Here is an 18,995-nt window from a genome sequence, read left to right on the forward strand (position 1 = left end):
GGCGGCGGTCCCGGCACTGGCCTTCCGGGCCGCCGACTGCCCTGCGGACCGCGCTTCCGGGCCCGCGCCGGGGGGCGGGGCGACCCCCGGCCCCGCCCGGCCGCGACGGCCGGGGCGCGGGGCGGCCTCGGCGTCGCAGCAGGGCGGATGGAAGAACGGCGCCGCCACCCTATCTACACGGCGTCTACACGATGGCGCGGCCCGGTCGGGCAGCGAGGCATGGGAATGAACAGGTGAACAATTTCGGCCGCAATCTGGCGCTCTGGGTGATCGTCGCGCTGCTGCTGGTGGCGCTGTTCAACCTGTTCCAGCCTGCCTCCGGGCCGGGCCGGGCCTCCCAGCAGGTGGCCTATTCGGACTTCCTGAACGAGGTGAATGCCGGGCACGTCCGCGATGTCACGATCCAGGGGCGCACCGTCACCGGCCAGCTCTCGGACGGCCGCAGCTTCCAGACCTACACGCCGGAAGACCCCGCGCTGGTCACCCGCCTGACCGAGAAGGGCGTGCGCGTGGTGGCCCGGCCGGAGGACAGCGACGTCAACCCGCTGTTCCACTACCTGCTCTCCTGGTTCCCGATGCTGCTGCTGATCGGCGTCTGGGTGTTCTTCATGCGCCAGATGCAGGGCGGCGGCGGGCGGGCCATGGGCTTCGGCAAGTCCAAGGCCAAGCTGCTGACCGAGAAGCAGGGCCGCGTCACCTTCGAGGACGTGGCCGGCATCGACGAGGCGAAGGGCGAGCTGGAGGAGATCGTGGACTTCCTCCGCGATCCCCAGAAGTTCCAGCGCCTCGGCGGCAAGATCCCGAAGGGCGTGCTGCTGGTCGGCCCGCCGGGCACCGGCAAGACGCTGCTCGCGCGCTCCATCGCGGGCGAGGCCAATGTGCCCTTCTTCACCATCTCGGGCTCGGACTTCGTCGAGATGTTCGTGGGCGTGGGTGCCTCCCGCGTGCGCGACATGTTCGAGCAGGGCAAGAAGAACGCCCCCTGCATCATCTTCATCGACGAGATCGACGCGGTGGGTCGCCATCGTGGCGCCGGCCTCGGCGGCGGCAACGATGAGCGCGAGCAGACCCTGAACCAGATGCTGGTCGAGATGGACGGCTTCGAGAGCAACGAAGGCGTCATCATCATCGCGGCCACCAACCGTCCCGACGTGCTCGACCCCGCGCTGCTGCGCCCCGGCCGCTTCGACCGCCAGGTGGTGGTGCCGAACCCGGACGTGAACGGCCGCGAGAAGATCCTCCGCGTCCACATGCGGAAGGTGCCGCTCGCCTCCGATGTCGATCCCAAGGTGATCGCACGCGGCACGCCGGGCTTCTCCGGCGCGGACCTTGCCAATCTGGTGAACGAGGCGGCGCTGCTCGCCGCGCGCACCGGGCGGCGCACGGTCGGCATGCACGAATTCGAGGCCGCCAAGGACAAGGTGATGATGGGGGCGGAGCGCCGCAGCCTCGTCATGTCCGAGGACGAGAAGCGCATGACCGCCTATCACGAGGCGGGCCACGCGCTGGTGGCGATCCACGAGCCGGAATGCGACCCGGTCCACAAGGCGACGATCATCCCGCGCGGCCGCGCCCTCGGCCTGGTGATGTCGCTGCCGGCCGGCGACCGCTATTCCAAGCACAAGTCGAAGATGAAGGCCGAGCTTGCGATGGCCATGGGCGGCCGCGTCGCCGAGGAGCTGATCTTCGGCTCCGAGAAGGTGAGCAACGGCGCCAGCGGCGACATCAAGATGGCGACCGACCAGGCCCGCCGCATGGTCACCGAATGGGGCATGAGCGAGAAGCTCGGCATGATCGCCTATGGCTCGAACGACCAGGAGGTGTTCCTCGGCCATTCGGTGACGCAGTCGAAGAACGTCTCGGAGGAGACGGCGCGGCAGATCGACGCCGAGATCCGGAAGATCATCGACGACGCCTATGCCCGCGCCACCAAGGTGCTGACCGAGAACATCGACGAGCTGCACCTGCTGGCCAAGGGCCTGCTGGAGCACGAGACGCTGTCGGGCGACGAGATCCGCCAGGTGATCCAGGGCGAGCCGGTGGTGCGCAACCGCCCGGACGAGCCGGCGCCGACGCGGGGCTCGGTGCCGAGCTCGGGCCGTTCCTCGGCGCCGCGCCCGAGCACGGGGCCCTGGGGCGGGCAGCCCGCGCCCGGGACCTGACCGGCCGCGTATCGCGTCTTTCCCGGCGGGCGGAGGCGAGGCATCGTCTCCGCCCGCCGCCTTTCCGGGGTTGATCATGTCGGCAATCCGCGTCGAGCCGCTCGGCTTGCTCCGCGGCCCTGCGGCGGCATTGGCGCAGGCGGCGGACCTGGCGCTGCCGCTGGCCGGCGGGCCGGCCGCCTTCACCATGGTGCGGCTGCACGGTCCTGGCGCGCCGGACGCCCCGCTGGCGCTGGCCGATGTGCCGGCGGGATGGCAGCCGGACGTGCTGGCGCTGACCCGCGCGCCGCCGCCCTTCGCCGGCCTGCCGGGCGGGCGGCCGCTGGTGATGGGCGTGCTCAACGTCACGCCGGACAGCTTCTCCGATGGCGGGCGCACCCTCGATCCTGGCCGGGCGATCGCGGCCGGCCATGCAATGCTGGAGGGCGGCGCGGACATCCTCGACATCGGCGGGGAGAGCACCCGGCCCGGCGCCGAGCCGGTGGCCGCGGAGGAGGAGCAGCGGCGCATCCTGCCGGTAGTGCGCGAACTGGCGAAGGCCGCGTCGGTCAGCGTGGACACGCGCAACGCCGCGACCATGCGCGCCGCGCTGGAGGCCGGCGCGGAAATCGTCAACGACATCTCCGCGCTGCGCCACGATCCGGCCGCCGCGCGCGTGGTGGCGGAGAGCGAGGCGACGGTGATCCTGATGCACATGCTGGGCGACGACCCGCGCACCATGCAGCAGGCGATACGCTACCAGGACGTCGCGCTGGAGGTGGCGGATTTCCTGGCCGACCGCGTCGCCTGGGCCGAGGAGGCGGGCATCCCCCGCAGCCGCCTCGCCGTGGACCCCGGCATCGGCTTCGGCAAGCGGACGGCCGAGAACCTGGCGCTGGTCGCGCGGCTGCCGATCCTGGCCGGGACCGGCTGCCCGGTGGTGTTCGGCGCCAGCCGCAAGCGCTTCATCGGCGAGCTGTCGGGCGTGGCGGAAGCCGATCGGCGGCTTGCCGGCAGCCTGGCCGTCGCGCTGGCCGCGGCGGAGCGTGGCGCGGCCGTGCTGCGGGTGCATGACGTGGCGGAGACGGTGCAGGCGCTGCGGGTCCGGGCGGCCTGCGAGGCCGGCGCTGCCCCGCCGGTGGACGCGGAGGCGGAGGAGGAATAATCAGCCGGCCATGACGACCCCCGCCCGCAAGCTCTTCGGCACCGATGGCATCCGCGGCACGGCGAACCGCCCGCCGATGGATGCGGCGACCGCGCTCCGCCTGGGCCAGGCGGCCGGGCGCTTCTTTAACCGGGGCAACCATCGCCATCGCGTGGTGATCGGCAAGGACACGCGCCTGTCGGGCTACATGATCGAGCCGGCGCTGACCGCCGGCTTCGTCGGCGCGGGGATGGACGTGATGATCGTCGGGCCGATGCCGACGCCGGCGATCGCGCTGCTGACGCGCAGCCTGCGCGCCGATCTCGGCGTCATGATCTCGGCGTCCCACAACCCGTACGAGGACAACGGCATCAAGCTGTTCGGGCCGGACGGGCTGAAGCTCTCGGACGCCGAGGAGGCGGAGATCGAGGCGCTGATGGGCGCCGCGGACCTGACCGACCATCTCGCGGCGCCCGGCAAGCTCGGCCGCGCGAGCCGCATCGAGGACGCGCCGGGCCGCTACATCGAGGCCGCGAAGTCCACCTTCCCGAAGGGCCGCAGCCTGGAAGGCAAGCGCATCGTGCTCGATTGCGCGAACGGCGCGGCCTACAAGGTGGCGCCGACCGTGCTGTGGGAGCTGGGTGCGGAGGTGGTCTCGGTCGCCGTCGCGCCGGACGGGCTCAACATCAACCGCGAATGCGGCGCGACGGCGCCGCAGCGGCTGGCGGAGCTGGTGAAGGAACGCCGCGCCGATCTCGGCATCGCGCTCGACGGCGACGCGGACCGGCTGGTGCTGTCCGACGAGCGGGGCCGGATCGTGGATGGCGACCAGATCCTGGCGCTGATCGCCGGCTCCTGGCATCGCGACGGCCGGCTGCGCGGCGGCGGCATCGTGGCGACGGTGATGTCGAACCTGGGGCTGGAGCGGCACCTGCAGGGCATGGGGCTGGCGCTGCACCGCGCCAAGGTGGGCGACCGCTACGTGGCCGAGGTGATGCGCGAGACCGGATGCAACCTGGGCGGCGAGCAGTCCGGCCACATGATCCTGTCGGACTTCGCGACCACCGGCGACGGCCTGGTCGCCGCGCTGCAGGTGCTGGCGCTGCTGGTCGAGGAGGAGCGCCCGGCGAGCGAGGTCTGCCGCCGCTTCGACCCGCTGCCGCAGAAGCTGGTGAACATCCGCTATGCCGGCGCCTCGCCGCTCGGCGATGCGGAGGTGCAGCGCGCGATCGAGGCCGCCGGCGCGAAGCTCGGCAATCGCGGGCGGGTGCTGGTGCGCGCGAGCGGGACCGAGCCGCTGATCCGCGTCATGGCGGAAGCCGAGGACCAGGCGGAGATGCAGGCGACGGTGGAGGAGCTGGCGGCACTGATCCGCGCGCGGGCGGCAGGCGGGGGCAGGCGCAAGGTCGAAGCGGCCGAGTGATGGCGCCGCCCGAGGACCGCAAGGCGCCCTCGTCCCAGGCGGCGGGCGGCGATGCGCCCCGGCAGGGGCGGGTGCTGATCTGCGCCGGATCGGATTCCGGCGGCGGCGCGGGCATCCAGGCCGACATCAAGGCCGTGACCGCGCTCGGCGGCTTCGCCATGACGGCGATCACCGCGCTGACCGCGCAGAACACGCTGGGCGTGCACGGCGTGGTGGGCGTGGTCCCCGACTTCATCCGGCTGCAGATCCGGGTGGTGCTGCAGGACCTCGGCGCGGATGCGATCAAGACGGGGATGCTCGCCGACAGCGCGACGATCGAAGCGGTGTGCGATGCGCTGGCGGAATTCGGGCCGGGCATCCCGCTGGTCGCCGATCCGGTGATGGTGGCCAAGGGCGGGCATCCGCTGCTGGCGCCGGAGGCGGTGGCGACGCTGCGCGCACGGGTGCTGCCCGTCGCCGCCGTCATCACGCCCAACATCCCGGAGGCCGAGGCGCTGTCGGGCCTGGCCATCGCCGATGTGGCGGGCATGCATCGCGCGGCGGAGAAGCTGTTGTCCATGGGCGTGCGCGCGGTGCTGCTGAAGGGCGGGCATGGCAGCGGCGCGGTGCTGACGGACCTGCTCGCGACGCAGGACGGCACGGAAGCCTTCGAGAGCGCGCGGCTCGAGACGCGGCACACCCATGGCACCGGCTGCACCCTTGCTTCCGCGCTGGCCTGCGGCCTGGCGCAAGGGATGGCGCTGCGCGATGCGGTGATCCGCGCGCGCGCCTATGTGCGCGCCGCGATGCTGGCGGCACCCGGCTTCGGCGCCGGGCACGGGCCGCTCGGCCATGGCGTCACCGTGGATGCATCCCGCCTCGGGGACCTCACGTGAGAAAATACCGCTTCGTCACCCTCGACGTCTTCACCGACACGCGCTTCGGCGGCAATCCGCTGGCCGTCTTTCCCGACGCGCGCGGCATGAGCGATGCCGAGATGCAGGCGCTCGCGGCCGAGTTCAATCTCAGCGAGACGACCTTCGTGCTGCCCGCGGAACGCGCGGAAAACACCGCGCGCGTGCGCATCTTCACGCCCAAGGTGGAGATGCCCTTCGCCGGCCATCCGAATGTCGGCACGGGCTTCGTGATCGCGTCGGAACGGGGCGGGGATGTGCTGCGCTTCGAGGAGATCGCGGGCCTCGTCGAGATCCGCATCGCGCGCGACGCCGCCGGCGCGGTGACGCAGGCCGACATCGCGGCACCGCAGCCGCTCTCGCTCGGCGCGGAATTCACCCCTGTGCAGCTCGCGCCCTGCGCCGGCCTCGAGCCCTGGGAGGTGGTGACCGAACACCATCGTCCGGTCGTCGCCTCGGTCGGCAATCCCTTCGTGCTGATGGAGGTCGCGCCCGATGCGCTGACCCGCGCGGCGCCGTCGGATGCCGCGTTCCAGCGCGTGATGGCCGCGATGCCGGATGTGGCGAAGCGGCTGGCGATCTACCTCTATGCCCGCGACGGCGCCGGCCTGCGCGCGCGCATGTTCGGCGGCGGCCTCGGCGTGAAGGAGGATGCGGCGACGGGCAGCGCGGCTGTCGCGCTCGCCGCCATGCTGCTGCACCTCTCGGGCGCGGAACGCGGCGCGTGGGACATCGTGCAGGGCGTCGAGATGGGGCGGCCGAGCCTGCTGCGCAGCACGGCGCATCGCGCGGCCGAGGGCATCCGCGCCACTGTCGGCGGCAACTGCGTGACGGTCATGGAAGGCCAGGCGATCCTGTGACGGCTGCGAACCGTCACGCGGCGCGCCCGACGCTCGAGCATCTGCCGCTGCCGCTGCTGGCGATGCCGATGGGGCTCGGCGGCGTGGGCCTCGCCTGGCGGCAGGCCCATGGCGTGCTCGGCGCGCCGGCCGCGATCGGGGAGGCGCTGCTGCTGCTGACCGCGCTGGTCTGGATCGGCGTGGTCGCGCTGCAGGTGGCGCGGTTGCTGCGCCATCCGCTCGCGGTGATCGCGGAGCTGGGCCACCCGGTGCGCGTCGCCTTCGCCGCGGCGCCGACCATCGGGCTGATGATCCTCGCCGCCGCCGCCTTCCCGCACCTGCCGGGGCTGGGCAGAGCGCTCTGGAGCATCGCGGTCGCGATGCATCTGGTGGTGGCGATGCTGCTGCTCCGTCGCGTCCTGGGCGGTCGCGGCGATCCTGCGATGATCGCGCCGCCGCTGCTGATCCCGCTGGTGGGCAACATCCTCGCGCCGGTCTTCGGCGTGCCGATGGGCTTTCTCGACATGTCGTGGATGATGTTCGGCGTCGGGCTGTTGCTGTGGCTCGCGGTGCTGCCGCTGCTGCTGTACCGCCTTTTCGCCGGGCCCACGCTGCCGCCGCCCCTGGTGCCGAGCCTGGTCATCCTGGCCGCGCCGCCGGCCGTGGCCGCCGTGGCGCTCGTCGCGCTGACGGGTCAGGCCGGCGGCGCGGCGCTGTCGCTGGTCGGTGTCGCGCTGCTGATCGCCGCCGTTCTCGTCTCGCTCGCCGGCGAGATCGCACGCATCCCCTTCGGCGTGGCGTGGTGGGGCACGACATTTCCCTCCGCGGCCTTCGCCATCATGCTGATGGCGCTGCGCTTCCCGCCCTGGCTCTGCTGGCCGGCGCTGGCCTTCGCCACGCTGCTGACCGGCTGGGTGAGCTGGCGCACCGGCGGCGCCGCGCGCGCCGGTGCGTTCTTCCGCCCCGAGTGAGGCGGCGGCGCCTCACGCGACGGCGAAGAGGCTCATCAGGAACAGGATGATCGCGACCGCCAGGAACAGGCCGAACAGGATCTTGGCGACGCCGCCCGCCGCCGCAGCGACGCCGGTGAAGCCGAGCGCGCCGGCGATGAGCGCGATCACGAGCGCGATGATGGCCCAGGTCAGCATCGGAAATCCTCCTTCGGTGCATGCAGATGCATCCTGCTGAAAGTGCGTTGCGCCGGCTGGGTTCCCGCGGCCCGCGTGATTGGCTCGGAGCGGTGCGTCCGGGGCCCCTTGCCGGGCCCGCTCCGCGCCGCTAGGTCTCGACGCGGGCCACGCCCCCCCAACGGGGCGCATCTGCTTCTGGAAGGGAGCATCACGATGACGCACGCGAAGCCGGACATCCGTCCGGCCAATCCCCGATTCTCCTCCGGCCCCTGCGCCAAGCGTCCCGGCTGGACGCTGGAGGCTCTCTCCGGCGCGCTGCTCGGGCGCAGCCATCGGGCCAAGGATCCCAAGGCCAGGCTGCTGGACGTGATCGAGCGGTCGAAGGCGATCCTCGGCATGCCGGCGGATTGGCGGCTCGGCATCGTGCCGGCCTCCGACACCGGCGCGGTCGAGATGGCGCTCTGGTCCCTGCTGGGGGCAAGGGGCGTGGACATCCTGGCCTGGGAGAGTTTTTCCGGCGATTGGGCGACCGACGTGGTCAAGCAGCTCAAGCTCGCCGATGCGCGCGTGCTGAAGGCGCCGTATGGCAAGCTGCCGGACCTGTCGCAGGTCGATCCGGCGCGCGACCTCGTCTTCGTTTGGAACGGCACGACCAGCGGCGTGCGGCTGCCGGATGCCGAGTTCATCCGCGACGACCGCGAGGGGCTTGCGATCTGCGACGCGACCTCGGCCGCCTTCGCGATGGACCTGCCCTGGCGCAAGCTCGATGTCGTCACCTGGTCCTGGCAGAAGGTTCTGGGGGGGGAGGCGGCGCATGGGATGCTGGCGCTGTCGCCGCGCGCGGTCGCGCGGCTGGAATCCTATCGCCCGGCTTGGCCACTGCCAAAAATCTTCCGGATGACCAAGGACGGGAAGATCAACGAAGGCATCTTCAAGGGCGAGACGATCAACACGCCCTCTATGCTCTGCGTCGAGGATGCGCTGGACGGGCTGCGCTGGGCGGAAGGCGTGGGCGGGCTCAAGGGGCTGGTGGCGCGGTCGGAGGCGAACCTCGCGACCGTCGCGCGCTGGGTCGAGCGCACCTCCTGGGTGGACTTCCTGGCCGAGGCCCCGGCCACGCGCTCCTGCACCTCGATCTGCCTGAAGATCGTGGCGCCGTGGTTCATGGCGCTGGATGCGGAAGGGCAGGCGGCGGCGGCGAAGAAATTGTCGTCCGTCCTGGAGAAGGAAGGCGTGGCGCTTGATGCCGCTTCCTATCGCGACGCGCCGCCGGGCCTGCGGATCTGGGGCGGCGCGACGGTGGAGACCGCCGACATCGCCGCGCTGCTCCCTTGGCTCGACTGGGCGTTTGCGCAGGTCGAGGCAGGCCAGAAGGTGGCTGCCTGATGCCGCGCGTCCTCATCTCCGACAAGCTCTCGCCCGCCGCCGTCCAGATCTTTCGCGACCGCGGCGTGGACGTCGATTTCAAGCCTGGCCTGAAGCCGGCGGAACTTCGGGAAATCATCGGCGAGTATGACGGCCTCGCGGTGCGCAGCGCCACCAAGGTCACGCGCGAGCTGATCGAGGCCGCGCCGCGGCTGCGCGTGGTCGGCCGGGCCGGCATCGGCGTGGACAATGTGGACATCACCAGCGCGACCGCGCGCGGCGTCGTGGTGATGAACACGCCCTTCGGCAATGCGATCACCACGGCCGAGCACGCCATCGCGATGATGTTCGCCCTTGCCCGCCAGATCCCGGAAGCGAGCGCCTCCACCAAGGCGGGGAAGTGGGAGAAGAACCGCTTCATGGGCGTGGAGCTGACCGGCAAGACGCTCGGCCTCGTCGGCTGCGGCAACATCGGCTCCATCGTCGCGGACCGCGCGAACGGGCTGCGCATGAAGGTGATCGCCTTCGATCCCTTCCTGTCGGAGAAGCGCGCAGTCGAGCTCGGCGTGGAGAAGGTGGAGCTGGACGCGCTGGTGGCGCGCGCGGATTTCATCACGCTGCACGCGCCCTACACCGAGCAGACGAAGAACATCCTCTCGCGCGAGCGGATCCTCGCGATGAAGAAGGGCGCGCGGCTGATCAACTGCGCGCGCGGCGGGCTGGTGGATGAGCAGGCGCTGCATGAGGCGCTGCAATCCGGCCATCTCGCCGGCGCCGCGCTCGACGTGTTCGAGACGGAGCCCGCCACGGACAGCCCGCTCTTCGGCCTCGAGAACGTCGTCTGCACGCCGCATCTCGGTGCCGCGACGACCGAGGCGCAGGAGAATGTCGCGCTGCAGGTGGCCGAGCAGATGAGCGACTTCCTGCTGACCGGCGCCGTCTCCAACGCGATCAACATGCCGAGCGTGACGGCCGAGGAAGCGCCGCGCCTCAAGCCGTATATGGAACTCGCGCGGCTGCTGGGTTCCATGGCCGGGCAGCTGACGGTGGCGCAGGATGCCTCGATCAAGGCGATCCGCGTGGAATACGAGGGCCAGGCGGCGGAGCTGAACCGCCGCCCGCTCACCGCCGCGGCGCTGGCCGGCGTGCTGACGCCGATCTCGGGCGCGGTGAACATGGTCAACGCGCCGGTCCTGGCGAAGGAACGCGGCATCGAGGTGGCGGAGACCGTGCATGAGCGCAGCGGCGAGTATGTCACGCTGCTGCGCGTCACCGTGGTCACGGAAGCCGGGCCGCGCAGCGTGACGGGCACTCTGGTCGGCACCGGCAAGCCGCGCCTGGTGGAGATCAAGGGCATCGCGGTCGAGGCCGATTTCGCGCCGCACATGCTCTACGTGACGAACCAGGACAGGCCGGGCTTCATCGGCCGCTTCGGCATGACGCTGTCCGAGGCGGGGGTGAACATCGCCACCTTCCATCTCGGCCGCACCGCGCCGGGCGGCGATGCCATCTGCCTGGTCGGGCTGGACGGGCCGCTGCCGGCCGGCGTGCTGGAGACGGTGCGCGGGCTGCCGCTGGTGGTGCGCGCGGTGCCGCTGGCCTTCTGAACGGCGGCGGCGTCAGCCGCCGATCGTGCTGCGGCGGCTGTCGAGGCGGTTGATCTCGTTGGCCGCCGCGCCGGCCGCCTCGCTCACGCGGGGTAGCCGGGGCATGGTGCGCAGCCGCTGCATCGTCGCCTCCGCGCCGAGCGGGAACATCGGGCCGCTGAGCGCCGTCTCGGCGCGCGCCAGGCTGCCGGCTTCCAGCGCGTTGGCGAAATCGCGCAGCTGCGCCATCAGCGGCCCGGGCGGCGCGTTCGGCGCGATGCCGACGGCGGCCCGCATCTCGTCCCGCCCGCGACGGATGATCTGCTGGTTCGCCGGCGAGACCGCATGCATGTAGAGCGGGTCGGTGCGGAAGGAGTCGTCGATGAACTCCAGCAGGATCACGCCGCGCGCCGCCGCCACCGGATCGCCCGCGAGGTGCTCGGTGTTGCCAAGCCGCACCGGCGCCGAGAGCGCCGCGCGGCGCACCGGGTCGCCGATGCCGAGCAACTCGCCCGTGGTGGGATCCACCGAGCAGGCGCCGAGCAGGAGCAGCAGGGGGAGAAGGCGTCGCTTCATCGCGCAACCATAGCACGCCGCCGCGCCGCGGGTGGCGGTATGGCATGGCGCCACGTTTCGTCACTTGCCCTGGCGTGCCGCTGCGGGGGAGATGGCGCGATGATCCTCGCACGCCCCGCCCTGCTCCGCCGTTCCCTGCTCGCCATGCCCGTCCTGGCCGCGCTGCCCGCCCAGGCCCAGGGGTTGCGCACGCCACGCCAGGCGGAGGGGCCATACTACCCGGCGGCGATCCCCGATGACGCCGATGCCGACCTGCTGCGCGTGGCGGGGCAATCGGCGTCGGCGCGGGGCATCCCGCTGCTGCTGACGGGGCTCGTGCGCGGGCCGGATGGCGGCGCGCTGGCCGGCGCCGTCATCGAGATCTGGCAGGCCGATGCGCAGGGCATCTACCTGCATCCCCGCGATCCCCGCGAGGCGCAGCGTGACGCCGGCTTCCAGGGCTATGGCCGCGCCGTGGCGGATGGCGCGGGGCGCTACGCCTTCCGCACGATCCGCCCCGGCCTCTATCCCGGCCGCACGCCGCATATCCATCTGCGCGCGCAGCCGGCGGGCGGCGGGGCGGGGCTGACCACGCAGGTCTATTTCCCTGGCGAGCCGCGCAACGAGACCGACGGGCTGCTGCGCCGCGTTGCACCGGAAAGCCGCGCGCTGCTGATGGCGCGCGTGACGCCCGTGGATGGCGGTCAGCGCGCGGAGTTCGATGTCTTCGTCGCGTGAGCGAAGCGCGGCTCAGCCGAAGATGAAGTCTCCGGCCGAGAGGCTCGCGGCGGAGACGCCGACGAACAAAATCGTTCCGCCGCCATAGGGCCCGCTGATAGCGAGCCGCGCTCCATCGGGCGTCTCGCTCAGCTCGGCCCGGATGTCCGCGAAATCGAGCACATCCCACGGCGCGGCTTCGCTGCGGGAGATCGAACCGGGCGGAAGGCGGACGCGATCCTCGCCGGAGACGAACCCGACGATCACATCGTCCCCGCTATCATCGGTGAACACGAAAAGGTCGGCGCCGTCGCCGCCCTGCATCGTGTCGTCGCCGCGGCCGCCGATGAGCACATCGTCGCCGCTGCCGCCGAGCAGCATGTCGTTGCCGAAGTCGCCATCCAGCGTGTCGGCGCCGGCCAGGCCCTCCAGCGTCTGCGCACCCGAACTGCCTTCGATCGCATTGTCCGCGGCGTTGCCGATGCCGTGGGTCATGGACGAACCCAGGATCAGGCCCTCGACATGCTCGGGCAGGCGATACGCGCCGGAAGGATCGTAGGCCGAGATCGTGTCGGCGCCTTCGCCGGCCCGCTCGATCACCATCTGACCCGGATGGACTGACAGGTAGAGGTCGTCGCCGCGCCCGCCGATCAGCAGCCCCGGCGCGAAGGGATGGTCGCCGATGGGTGTCAGGCCATCCAGCGTGTCGTCGCCCTCGCCGCCGGCAAGCGTGTCCGTGCCGTCGCCGCCGGCCAGGCTGTCGGCGCCATCGCCGCCGAACAGCCGGTCGTCGCCCGGCCCGCCGGAGAGCGTGTCGTTGCCGCCGCCGCCACGCAGCCGGTCATCGCCCGCTCCGCCAACCAGCAGATCGTCGCCGTCGCCGCCATCCAGAAGGTCATTGCCGTCGGCAGGGCGTTGCCAGCCGCCGCCGAGCAGCGTATCCGCGCCGGCCTCGCCGAACAGCGTATCGTCGCCGGCGCCTCCCTGCACCAGATCGTCTCCGGCGCGGCCGAGCAGCCGGTTTGCTGCGCCGTTGCCTTCGATGTCGTTGTCCAGCGCGTTGCCGCGGCCGACGAGCGCGGCGGCGGAGTCGAGCAGGGTCAGGTTCTCGACATGCGCGCCGAGCCCGTAGGAGATTGTTGCGAGGACCCTGTCGGAGAAACCGCCCGCCGCCGCTTCCAGGACCGCATCGCGGGCATGATCCACGTGATAGGTGTCGCTGCCGCTGCCACCCACCAGGCGATCCGCGCCGGTGCCGCCCACAAGAAGGTCGCTGCCGGCGCCGCCGAAGATGGTGTCGTCGCCTGCGCCACCATGCAGTGTGTCGTCGTGCTGCAGGAATTCCGGATCGGCGGGGCCGACAGCGATCACTTCGTATTCGCCGAAGCCGTCATCGGGCAGCCCGCGGCCGCGCATCCGGTCGGCACCCGACGTGCCGTGGACGACCACGTTCATGCTGTCCGGCGCGAAGGCGCTGGGGCCGATCGTCACGGCGCCGTCCAAGCGCGCCACGCGATCGCCTTCGCCGAGCACGCCGTCGCCGTCGAGGTCCAGGATCAGCCAGCCACCGCCGCGCGGATCGGCCAGCCAGGAAGCCAGATAGCCGAGCGCCCCGAGTTCCGCCGCGGGCAGCGCCATGCCTGCGACGGGCACCGTCCCGGTCGCATCACCGGCCCAGAACATCCGCAGGTAACCGCGCGGCCCCTCGACGGCGCCGTAGATGAAGAAAGGCGGGTTCACGAGGGTGAAGCACGCGCAGATCCCCCCACCCGGCGGGCTGACATAGGGCTCCTGCACGTCCTCGGCGGGGACGAAGCGCAGCCTGTCGCCCGTTTCGGCGTCGAAATCCGTGATGCGCAGCATCGTCGCCAGCGGATCGGCCGATGTGCGGTAGGGGTCGGGCAGGACGATGCCGAACAGGTCGCCGCCCGCGCCCCCGGTCAGCGTCGCCGCTTCCAGATACGCGGTGATCGTGTCGGCGCCCGCATCGCCGTTCAGCGTATCCGCGCCGCCGCGGCCGCCGAGCCAGTCATTGCCGCCGCCGCCTTCGATCAGGTTGGCAAGGAAGTTGCCGCCCAGCACGTCATCGAAGGCGGAGCCGCGCAGATCCTCGAAACGGGGCGGAATCAGCCACCACTCGCCCCAGCCGAACTCGTCCCAGAACGCCTCGCCGAAGCCCTCGCCGCCACGATGGAGGCCCACCTCCACAGGCTCGGCGCTATCGGCATAGGTCAGCAGGTCGCGCCCCGGCCCGCCATCGAGCCGGGTGTAGCCGCTGCCGCCGGCGATCGTGTCGTCGCCGCCCCCGCCGAGGATCGTGTCGGCGCCGCCGAGGCCGACAAATGACTCAGCGCCGTCGCCGCCTTCCAGCAGATCGTCTTCCGGCGTTCCCAAGATTTGTCCTTTCGCGGGTGGCTAAACCGATTGATTCGGACTGGTATCGTATGCGGGGGCGGGGGGGTAGAGGGCAACCGACCATCGGTTGCAGCGTGGGCGGATCTCCCCCGCTTTCCCCTCGGCTTGCCCCCCGCCGCCCCGGCTGGCATCCCTGCCGCCTGCCATGACCGATGATCCGCCCAGCCCGGCCCTGCTGCCCGCCGGCCTCTCCGACCTGCTGCCGCCCGAGGCCGAGCGCGAGGCCGCGCTGGTAGAGGCGATGGTCGCGGTGTTCGGGCGACACGGCTACGAGCGGGTGAAGCCGCCGCTGCTGGAATTCGAGGACAGCCTCTTCGCCGGTTCCGGCGCGGCCCTGGCCGACCAGACCTTCCGCCTCATGGACCCGGTCAGCCAGCGCATGATGGGGCTGCGCGCCGACACCACGCCGCAGGTCGCCCGCATCGCCGCGACGCGCCTCGCGCGCACGCCCCGCCCGCTGCGGCTGTCCTATGCGGGGCAGGTGCTCCGCGTGCGCGGCACGCAGCTCGCCCCCGCGCGCCAGCTTCCCCAGGCCGGCATCGAGCTGATCGGGCCGGACCTGCCGGAAGCCGATGCCGAGGTCGCCGCCGTCGCCGCCGAGGCGCTGTCCGCCATCGGCATCGCCGATCCCACGCTCGACATCACCCTGCCGCGCCTCTCCCCCGCGCTGCTCGACGCCGCGGGGGTGGAGGGCGAGGCGCGGCGGCGGCTGGCGCGCGCGCTGGACCGCAAGGACGCCGCCGCGGTGCAGGCGCTGGTGCGCGAGGCCGGTGAGGCGGCGCATGTGCTGCCCGGGCTGCTCGCGGCCGCAGGCCCCGCGGAGGGCGCGCTCGCGGCGCTCGAGGACGCGCCGCTGCCGTCGGCGGCGCGGGCCATTGCCGACAATGCGGGCGCGGTGATCGCGGCGCTGCGCGCCCGCGCGCCGGGGCTGCGCATCACCCTCGATCCGGTGGAGTTCCGCGGCTTCCGCTATCACACCGGCGTCGCCTTCACCGTGTTCGGCGCCGGCGCCACCGGCGAGATCGCGCGCGGCGGGCGCTATATGTCGGGCGAGGAATGCGCGACGGGCATGACGCTCTATCCCGATGCGCTGCTGCGCGGCGTGCCCCCCGCGCCGCCGCGCCCGCGCGTGTTTCTTCCGCTCGGAGCAGACCCGGAGGCGGCGCGCGCGTTGCGTGCGAAGGGCATGGCGACCGTCGCGCAGCTTTCGCCGGCGGACACGGCCCAGAGCCTGCGCTGCACCCATATCCTCGACGCGGCCGGCACGCCGCGCGCCCTGAAGGAGTAAGGCCCATGGCCAATGTCGCCGTCATCGGCGCCCAGTGGGGCGACGAGGGCAAGGGCAAGGTGGTGGACTGGCTGGCCAGCCGCGCCGATGTCGTGGTGCGCTTCCAGGGCGGGCACAATGCCGGCCATACGCTCGTGGTCGGCAACCAGACCTACAAGCTGTCGCTGCTGCCCTCGGGCGTCGTGCGCGGCAAGCTCGGCGTGATCGGCAACGGCGTGGTGCTGGACCCGGAACACCTGCTCAGCGAGATCGAGAAGGTCGGCGCGCAGGGGCTGAAGGTGACGCCCGAGAATTTGCGCATCGCGGAGAACGTGCCGCTGATCCTGCCGCTGCATCCCGCGCTGGACAAGGCGCGGGAGGCCGCGCGCGGCGCGGGCAAGATCGGTACGACCGGGCGCGGCATCGGCCCGGCCTATGAGGACAAGGTCGCGCGCCGCGCGATCCGGCTCTGCGACCTGGCGGAGCCTGACGTTCTCTCCAGGAAGCTCGACGAGCTGCTGCTGCATCACAACACGCTGCTCAAGGGCCTCGGCGCCGACACCTTCGGGAAGCAGGCGCTGCTGGACCGGCTGCTGGAACTGGCGCCGAAGCTGCTGCCCTTCGCGGAGCCGGTGTGGGAACGCCTGGACGAGGCCGCGCGCAGCGGCAAGCGCGTGCTGTTCGAGGGCGCGCAGGCCGTGATGCTGGACGTGGACCACGGCACCTATCCCTACGTCACCTCCTCCAACACCGTCGCGGGCAATGCAGCGGCGGGGGCGGGCGTGGGGCCGGGCCGCATCGGCTATGTCCTGGGTATCGCCAAGGCCTACACCACGCGGGTGGGGTCCGGGCCGTTCCCGACGGAGCTGTTCGACGACACGGGCAAGCTGCTCGGCGAGCGCGGGCACGAGTTCGGCACGGTCACCGGCCGCCCGCGCCGCTGCGGCTGGTTCGACGCGGCGATGGTGCGCCAGGCGGTGAAGGTGGGCGGCGTGGACGGGCTGGTGCTGACCAAGCTCGACGTGCTGGACGGGCTGCCGAAGCTGCGCATCTGCACCGGCTACCGGGTGAACGGAGAGGCCATGAAGCGCCTGCCGGCCTCGATCGCGGCGCAGGCCGCGGCCGAGCCGGTCTATGAGGAGATGGCGGGCTGGTCGGGCTCGACGCGCGGCGCGCGCAGCTACGCCGAGCTGCCGGCCGAGGCGGTGAAATACATCCGCCGCATCGAGGAGCTGGTGGAGGCGCCGGTCGTGCTGCTCAGCACCTCGCCCGAGCGCGATGACACCATCGTGCTGCGCGACCCGTTCGTTGGGTGAGAGAGCGAGAATGAGCCAGAAGGACGAGTTCCACCACCTGTTCGACGAGACGCAGGGCCTGTTCCGCGAGCTGGCGCCAGGCCTGACGACGCGCATCTTCCCCGGCGAGCACGCGATGCTCTCGGTCGTCACCATCGCGCCGGGCGCGATGGGCACGATGCACGACCATCCGGAGGAACAATGGGGCGTGCTGCTGGAAGGCAGCGCCATCCGCTTCCAGGGCGGCGAGGAGATCGCCGTGCGCAAGGGCGATTTCTGGCGCACGCCGGGCGGCGTGCCGCACACGATGCGGGCGGGGCCCGAGGGGTGCAAGGTGCTCGACATCTTCGCCCCCCCGCGCGAAGCCTATCGCAAGGCGGGCAAGGGCTTCGGGTGAGCGCGCCGATGAGCGCGAACAAGGATCTGGTGCGGCGCTACGTCGCCGCCTTCAACGCCGGCGACTTCGACACGCTGCGCGCCCTGTTCACCGAGGATGCGGAGATCCAGGGGGTGCTCGGCTGGGGCGGGATGGAGGTGGTGATGCCGATCTGGCGCGAGCTGCACCACGGCATGGCCATGGACCTGACCATCGAGGACATGCTCGAGGAGGGCGACCAGGTGGCGGTGCGCTATGTCGAGCGCGGGCGCTTCGTCGGGCCGTTCCGCGGCCACGCGCCGACCGGGCAGCCCTATGAGGTGCGCGCGATGGAGTGGTTCGAGATGCGCGAGGGGCGCATCGCCCGGCGCTGGGGCGCGCGCGACAATGCCGCGATCATGCGCCAGACGGGCATGCAGCCGGGCTGAATCGCGATGACGCAGATCACCATCCGCGACAGCGCGGCGGACGACATCCCGGCCATCGCCGCGATCTATGGCCACTGGGTCGCCACGGGGCTCGCCAGCTTCGAGCTGTCGCCGCCGGATGCGGCCGAGATGGCGAAGCGGCGCGAGAGCATGCTCGCCGCCGGCTTCCCCTACATCGTGGCGGAAGGCGAGGGCGGGCGGGTGCTGGGCTATGCCTATGCGTCGCATTGGCGCACGCGCCCGGCCTATCGCTTCGCCTGCGAGAACTCGGTCTATGTCCACAAGGATGCGGCGCGCGAGGGCATCGGCCGGACGCTGCTGGAAGCACTGGTGGATCGCTGCGCGGCGCAGGGGCTGCGGCTGATGGTCGCGGTGATCGGCGACAGCGCGAACGCGCCCTCCATCGGCCTGCACAGGGCCTGCGGCTTCACCATGGTGGGAACCCTGCCCGCGGTGGGCTGGAAGTTCGACCGCTGGGTGGACAGCGTGCTGATGACGCGCCCGCTCGGCGAAGGCGCCTCCACGCCGCCGGTGGGCTGACACCCCGCGCCTTGCATCCGCCCGCCGGAGGATCAGACTTCCGGCATGGAGCATGACGCCATCCTCCAGCGCCTCGGCATCGCGCTGGCCATCGGCCTGCTGGTCGGCGCGGAGCGGCATTGGCGGGAGCGCGGTGCGGCGGCGGGGCATCGCGCGGCCGGGGTGCGCACCTTCGGCACGCTCGGCCTGTTCGGCGGCGTCGCCGGCGTGCTGGCGGCGGAGCTTTCGGGTGCGGCGCAGGGGCTGGTGCTGGCCGGCGCGATCCTGGCCGCGCTCGGCGCCGTGCTGCCCTTCTCGCTGCGTGAGGGCGCGGCGGACAACAATTTCAGCGCCACCACGATGGTCGCGGCCATCGCCACCGTGGCGCTCGGCGCGCGCGCCCCCGGCGGCGCGCCGGCGGCGGCCGGCGCCGCGGCGGTGGCGCTGACCGCGGTCCTGGCCAGCCGCGAGGCGCTGCACGGGCTGATGGCGCGCATCACCTGGGCCGAGATGCGCAGCGCGATCCTGCTGCTGTCCATGACGCTGGTGGCGCTGCCGCTGGTGCCCGATGCGCCGATCCCGGTGCTGGGCGGGGTCAATCCCGCGCAGGTCTGGCGGCTGGCGATCGTGCTGGCGGCGGTGTCCTTCGCCGGCTACCTGGCCGTGCGGCTGGTGGGGGCGGAGCGCGGGCTGCTGCTGGCCGGTGCGGCGACGGGGCTGGTCTCCTCCACCGCCGTCACCCTCGCGAATGGCCGCGCGGCGCGGGCCGGCGGGCCGGTGCCGGCGCTGGCCGGCGGCGCGCTGGCCGCCGGCGCCCGCGCCGGCCGGCGCCCGGCGGGGCGGGCGCGCGCGGGGGGGCCGGGGGGGGGGGGGGGGGGGGGGGTGGCCCCGGCCCGGGGGGG

18 protein-coding genes are annotated in these 18,995 nt (G+C 72.3%); 15 read left to right on the top strand and 3 right to left on the bottom strand.

All coding sequences use genetic code 11. The features are described from left to right. Positions 1-233 precede the first annotated feature (233 nt). The 6 genes from ftsH (at position 234) to AC1MIR_RS01380 (ending at position 7,411) form a co-directional block, all read left to right on the top strand. Positions 234-2,162, top strand: a complete 1,929-nt coding sequence (gene ftsH / locus AC1MIR_RS01355; protein WP_480026391.1) for an ATP-dependent zinc metalloprotease FtsH — start codon at positions 234-236, stop codon at positions 2,160-2,162. A gap of 76 nt (positions 2,163-2,238) precedes the next feature. Then, the gene (folP, locus tag AC1MIR_RS01360; RefSeq protein ID WP_480026392.1) at positions 2,239-3,306 is read left to right on the top strand and encodes a dihydropteroate synthase; all 1,068 of its coding nucleotides are present in this window, start codon (positions 2,239-2,241) and stop codon (positions 3,304-3,306) included. Between the two features lie 10 nt (positions 3,307-3,316). Continuing rightward, the gene (glmM, locus tag AC1MIR_RS01365) at positions 3,317-4,708 is read left to right on the top strand and encodes a phosphoglucosamine mutase (RefSeq protein ID WP_480026393.1); all 1,392 of its coding nucleotides are present in this window, start codon (positions 3,317-3,319) and stop codon (positions 4,706-4,708) included. Further along, positions 4,708-5,583 (top strand): bifunctional hydroxymethylpyrimidine kinase/phosphomethylpyrimidine kinase, encoded by an 876-nt coding sequence (gene thiD / locus AC1MIR_RS01370; protein ID WP_480026394.1) that lies wholly within the window; start codon positions 4,708-4,710, stop codon positions 5,581-5,583. The genes glmM and thiD overlap by 1 nt, the downstream gene beginning before the upstream one ends. Then, positions 5,580-6,461: a PhzF family phenazine biosynthesis protein gene (locus AC1MIR_RS01375; protein WP_480026395.1), complete on the top strand. Its 882-nt coding sequence runs from the start codon at positions 5,580-5,582 to the stop codon at positions 6,459-6,461. The genes thiD and AC1MIR_RS01375 overlap by 4 nt, the downstream gene beginning before the upstream one ends. Next, positions 6,458-7,411 (top strand): SLAC1 family transporter, encoded by a 954-nt coding sequence (locus tag AC1MIR_RS01380; RefSeq protein WP_480026396.1) that lies wholly within the window; start codon positions 6,458-6,460, stop codon positions 7,409-7,411. The genes AC1MIR_RS01375 and AC1MIR_RS01380 overlap by 4 nt, the downstream gene beginning before the upstream one ends. Positions 7,412-7,423: 12 nt before the next feature. Here the strand turns inward: AC1MIR_RS01380 and AC1MIR_RS01385 are convergent, their stop codons facing one another. Beyond that, on the bottom strand, positions 7,424-7,588 hold the full coding sequence (locus AC1MIR_RS01385; protein WP_480026397.1) for a DUF1328 domain-containing protein: 165 nt from the start codon (positions 7,586-7,588) through the stop codon (positions 7,424-7,426). Positions 7,589-7,783: 195 nt separating this feature from the next. Here AC1MIR_RS01385 and AC1MIR_RS01390 point away from each other — a divergent pair, with 195 nt between their 5' ends. Then, positions 7,784-8,956 carry a phosphoserine transaminase gene (locus tag AC1MIR_RS01390; protein WP_480026398.1) on the top strand — a complete coding sequence of 391 codons (1,173 nt, stop codon included), beginning with the start codon at positions 7,784-7,786 and terminating at the stop codon, positions 8,954-8,956. Further along, positions 8,956-10,542: a phosphoglycerate dehydrogenase gene (gene serA / locus AC1MIR_RS01395; protein WP_480026399.1), complete on the top strand. Its 1,587-nt coding sequence runs from the start codon at positions 8,956-8,958 to the stop codon at positions 10,540-10,542. The genes AC1MIR_RS01390 and serA overlap by 1 nt, the downstream gene beginning before the upstream one ends. Positions 10,543-10,554: 12 nt before the next feature. Here the strand turns inward: serA and AC1MIR_RS01400 are convergent, their stop codons facing one another. Beyond that, positions 10,555-11,097 (bottom strand): hypothetical protein, encoded by a 543-nt coding sequence (locus AC1MIR_RS01400; RefSeq protein ID WP_480026400.1) that lies wholly within the window; start codon positions 11,095-11,097, stop codon positions 10,555-10,557. A 99-nt stretch (positions 11,098-11,196) separates the two neighbouring features. On the opposite strand from AC1MIR_RS01400, the gene AC1MIR_RS01405 reads away from it, so the two are divergent. Next, positions 11,197-11,814, top strand: coding sequence for a dioxygenase family protein (locus AC1MIR_RS01405; RefSeq protein ID WP_480026401.1), 618 nt, complete (start codon positions 11,197-11,199; stop codon positions 11,812-11,814). A gap of 12 nt (positions 11,815-11,826) precedes the next feature. On the opposite strand, the gene AC1MIR_RS01410 is transcribed toward AC1MIR_RS01405, so the two are convergent. Next, positions 11,827-14,187: a calcium-binding protein gene (locus AC1MIR_RS01410; RefSeq protein WP_480026402.1), complete on the bottom strand. Its 2,361-nt coding sequence runs from the start codon at positions 14,185-14,187 to the stop codon at positions 11,827-11,829. A 166-nt stretch (positions 14,188-14,353) separates the two neighbouring features. On the opposite strand from AC1MIR_RS01410, the gene AC1MIR_RS01415 reads away from it, so the two are divergent. From AC1MIR_RS01415 to AC1MIR_RS01440, 6 genes are all read left to right on the top strand, one after another. Further along, positions 14,354-15,496, top strand: coding sequence for an ATP phosphoribosyltransferase regulatory subunit (locus AC1MIR_RS01415; RefSeq protein WP_480026403.1), 1,143 nt, complete (start codon positions 14,354-14,356; stop codon positions 15,494-15,496). Positions 15,497-15,501: 5 nt separating this feature from the next. Further along, positions 15,502-16,791 (top strand): adenylosuccinate synthase, encoded by a 1,290-nt coding sequence (locus AC1MIR_RS01420; protein ID WP_480026404.1) that lies wholly within the window; start codon positions 15,502-15,504, stop codon positions 16,789-16,791. A gap of 10 nt (positions 16,792-16,801) precedes the next feature. Then, positions 16,802-17,167 (top strand): cupin domain-containing protein, encoded by a 366-nt coding sequence (locus AC1MIR_RS01425; protein ID WP_480026405.1) that lies wholly within the window; start codon positions 16,802-16,804, stop codon positions 17,165-17,167. Between the two features lie 8 nt (positions 17,168-17,175). Further along, entirely contained in the window at positions 17,176-17,574 is a 399-nt protein-coding gene (locus AC1MIR_RS01430; RefSeq protein WP_480026406.1) for an ester cyclase, read from the top strand. Between the two features lie 6 nt (positions 17,575-17,580). Then, positions 17,581-18,114 carry an N-acetyltransferase family protein gene (locus AC1MIR_RS01435; protein WP_480026407.1) on the top strand — a complete coding sequence of 178 codons (534 nt, stop codon included), beginning with the start codon at positions 17,581-17,583 and terminating at the stop codon, positions 18,112-18,114. Between the two features lie 45 nt (positions 18,115-18,159). Then, on the top strand, positions 18,160-18,995 hold an 836-nt coding region (locus tag AC1MIR_RS01440; RefSeq protein ID WP_480026408.1), incomplete at its 3' end, for a DUF4010 domain-containing protein.

It is taken from the genome of Falsiroseomonas sp. RANM36 (genome assembly GCF_056682175.1).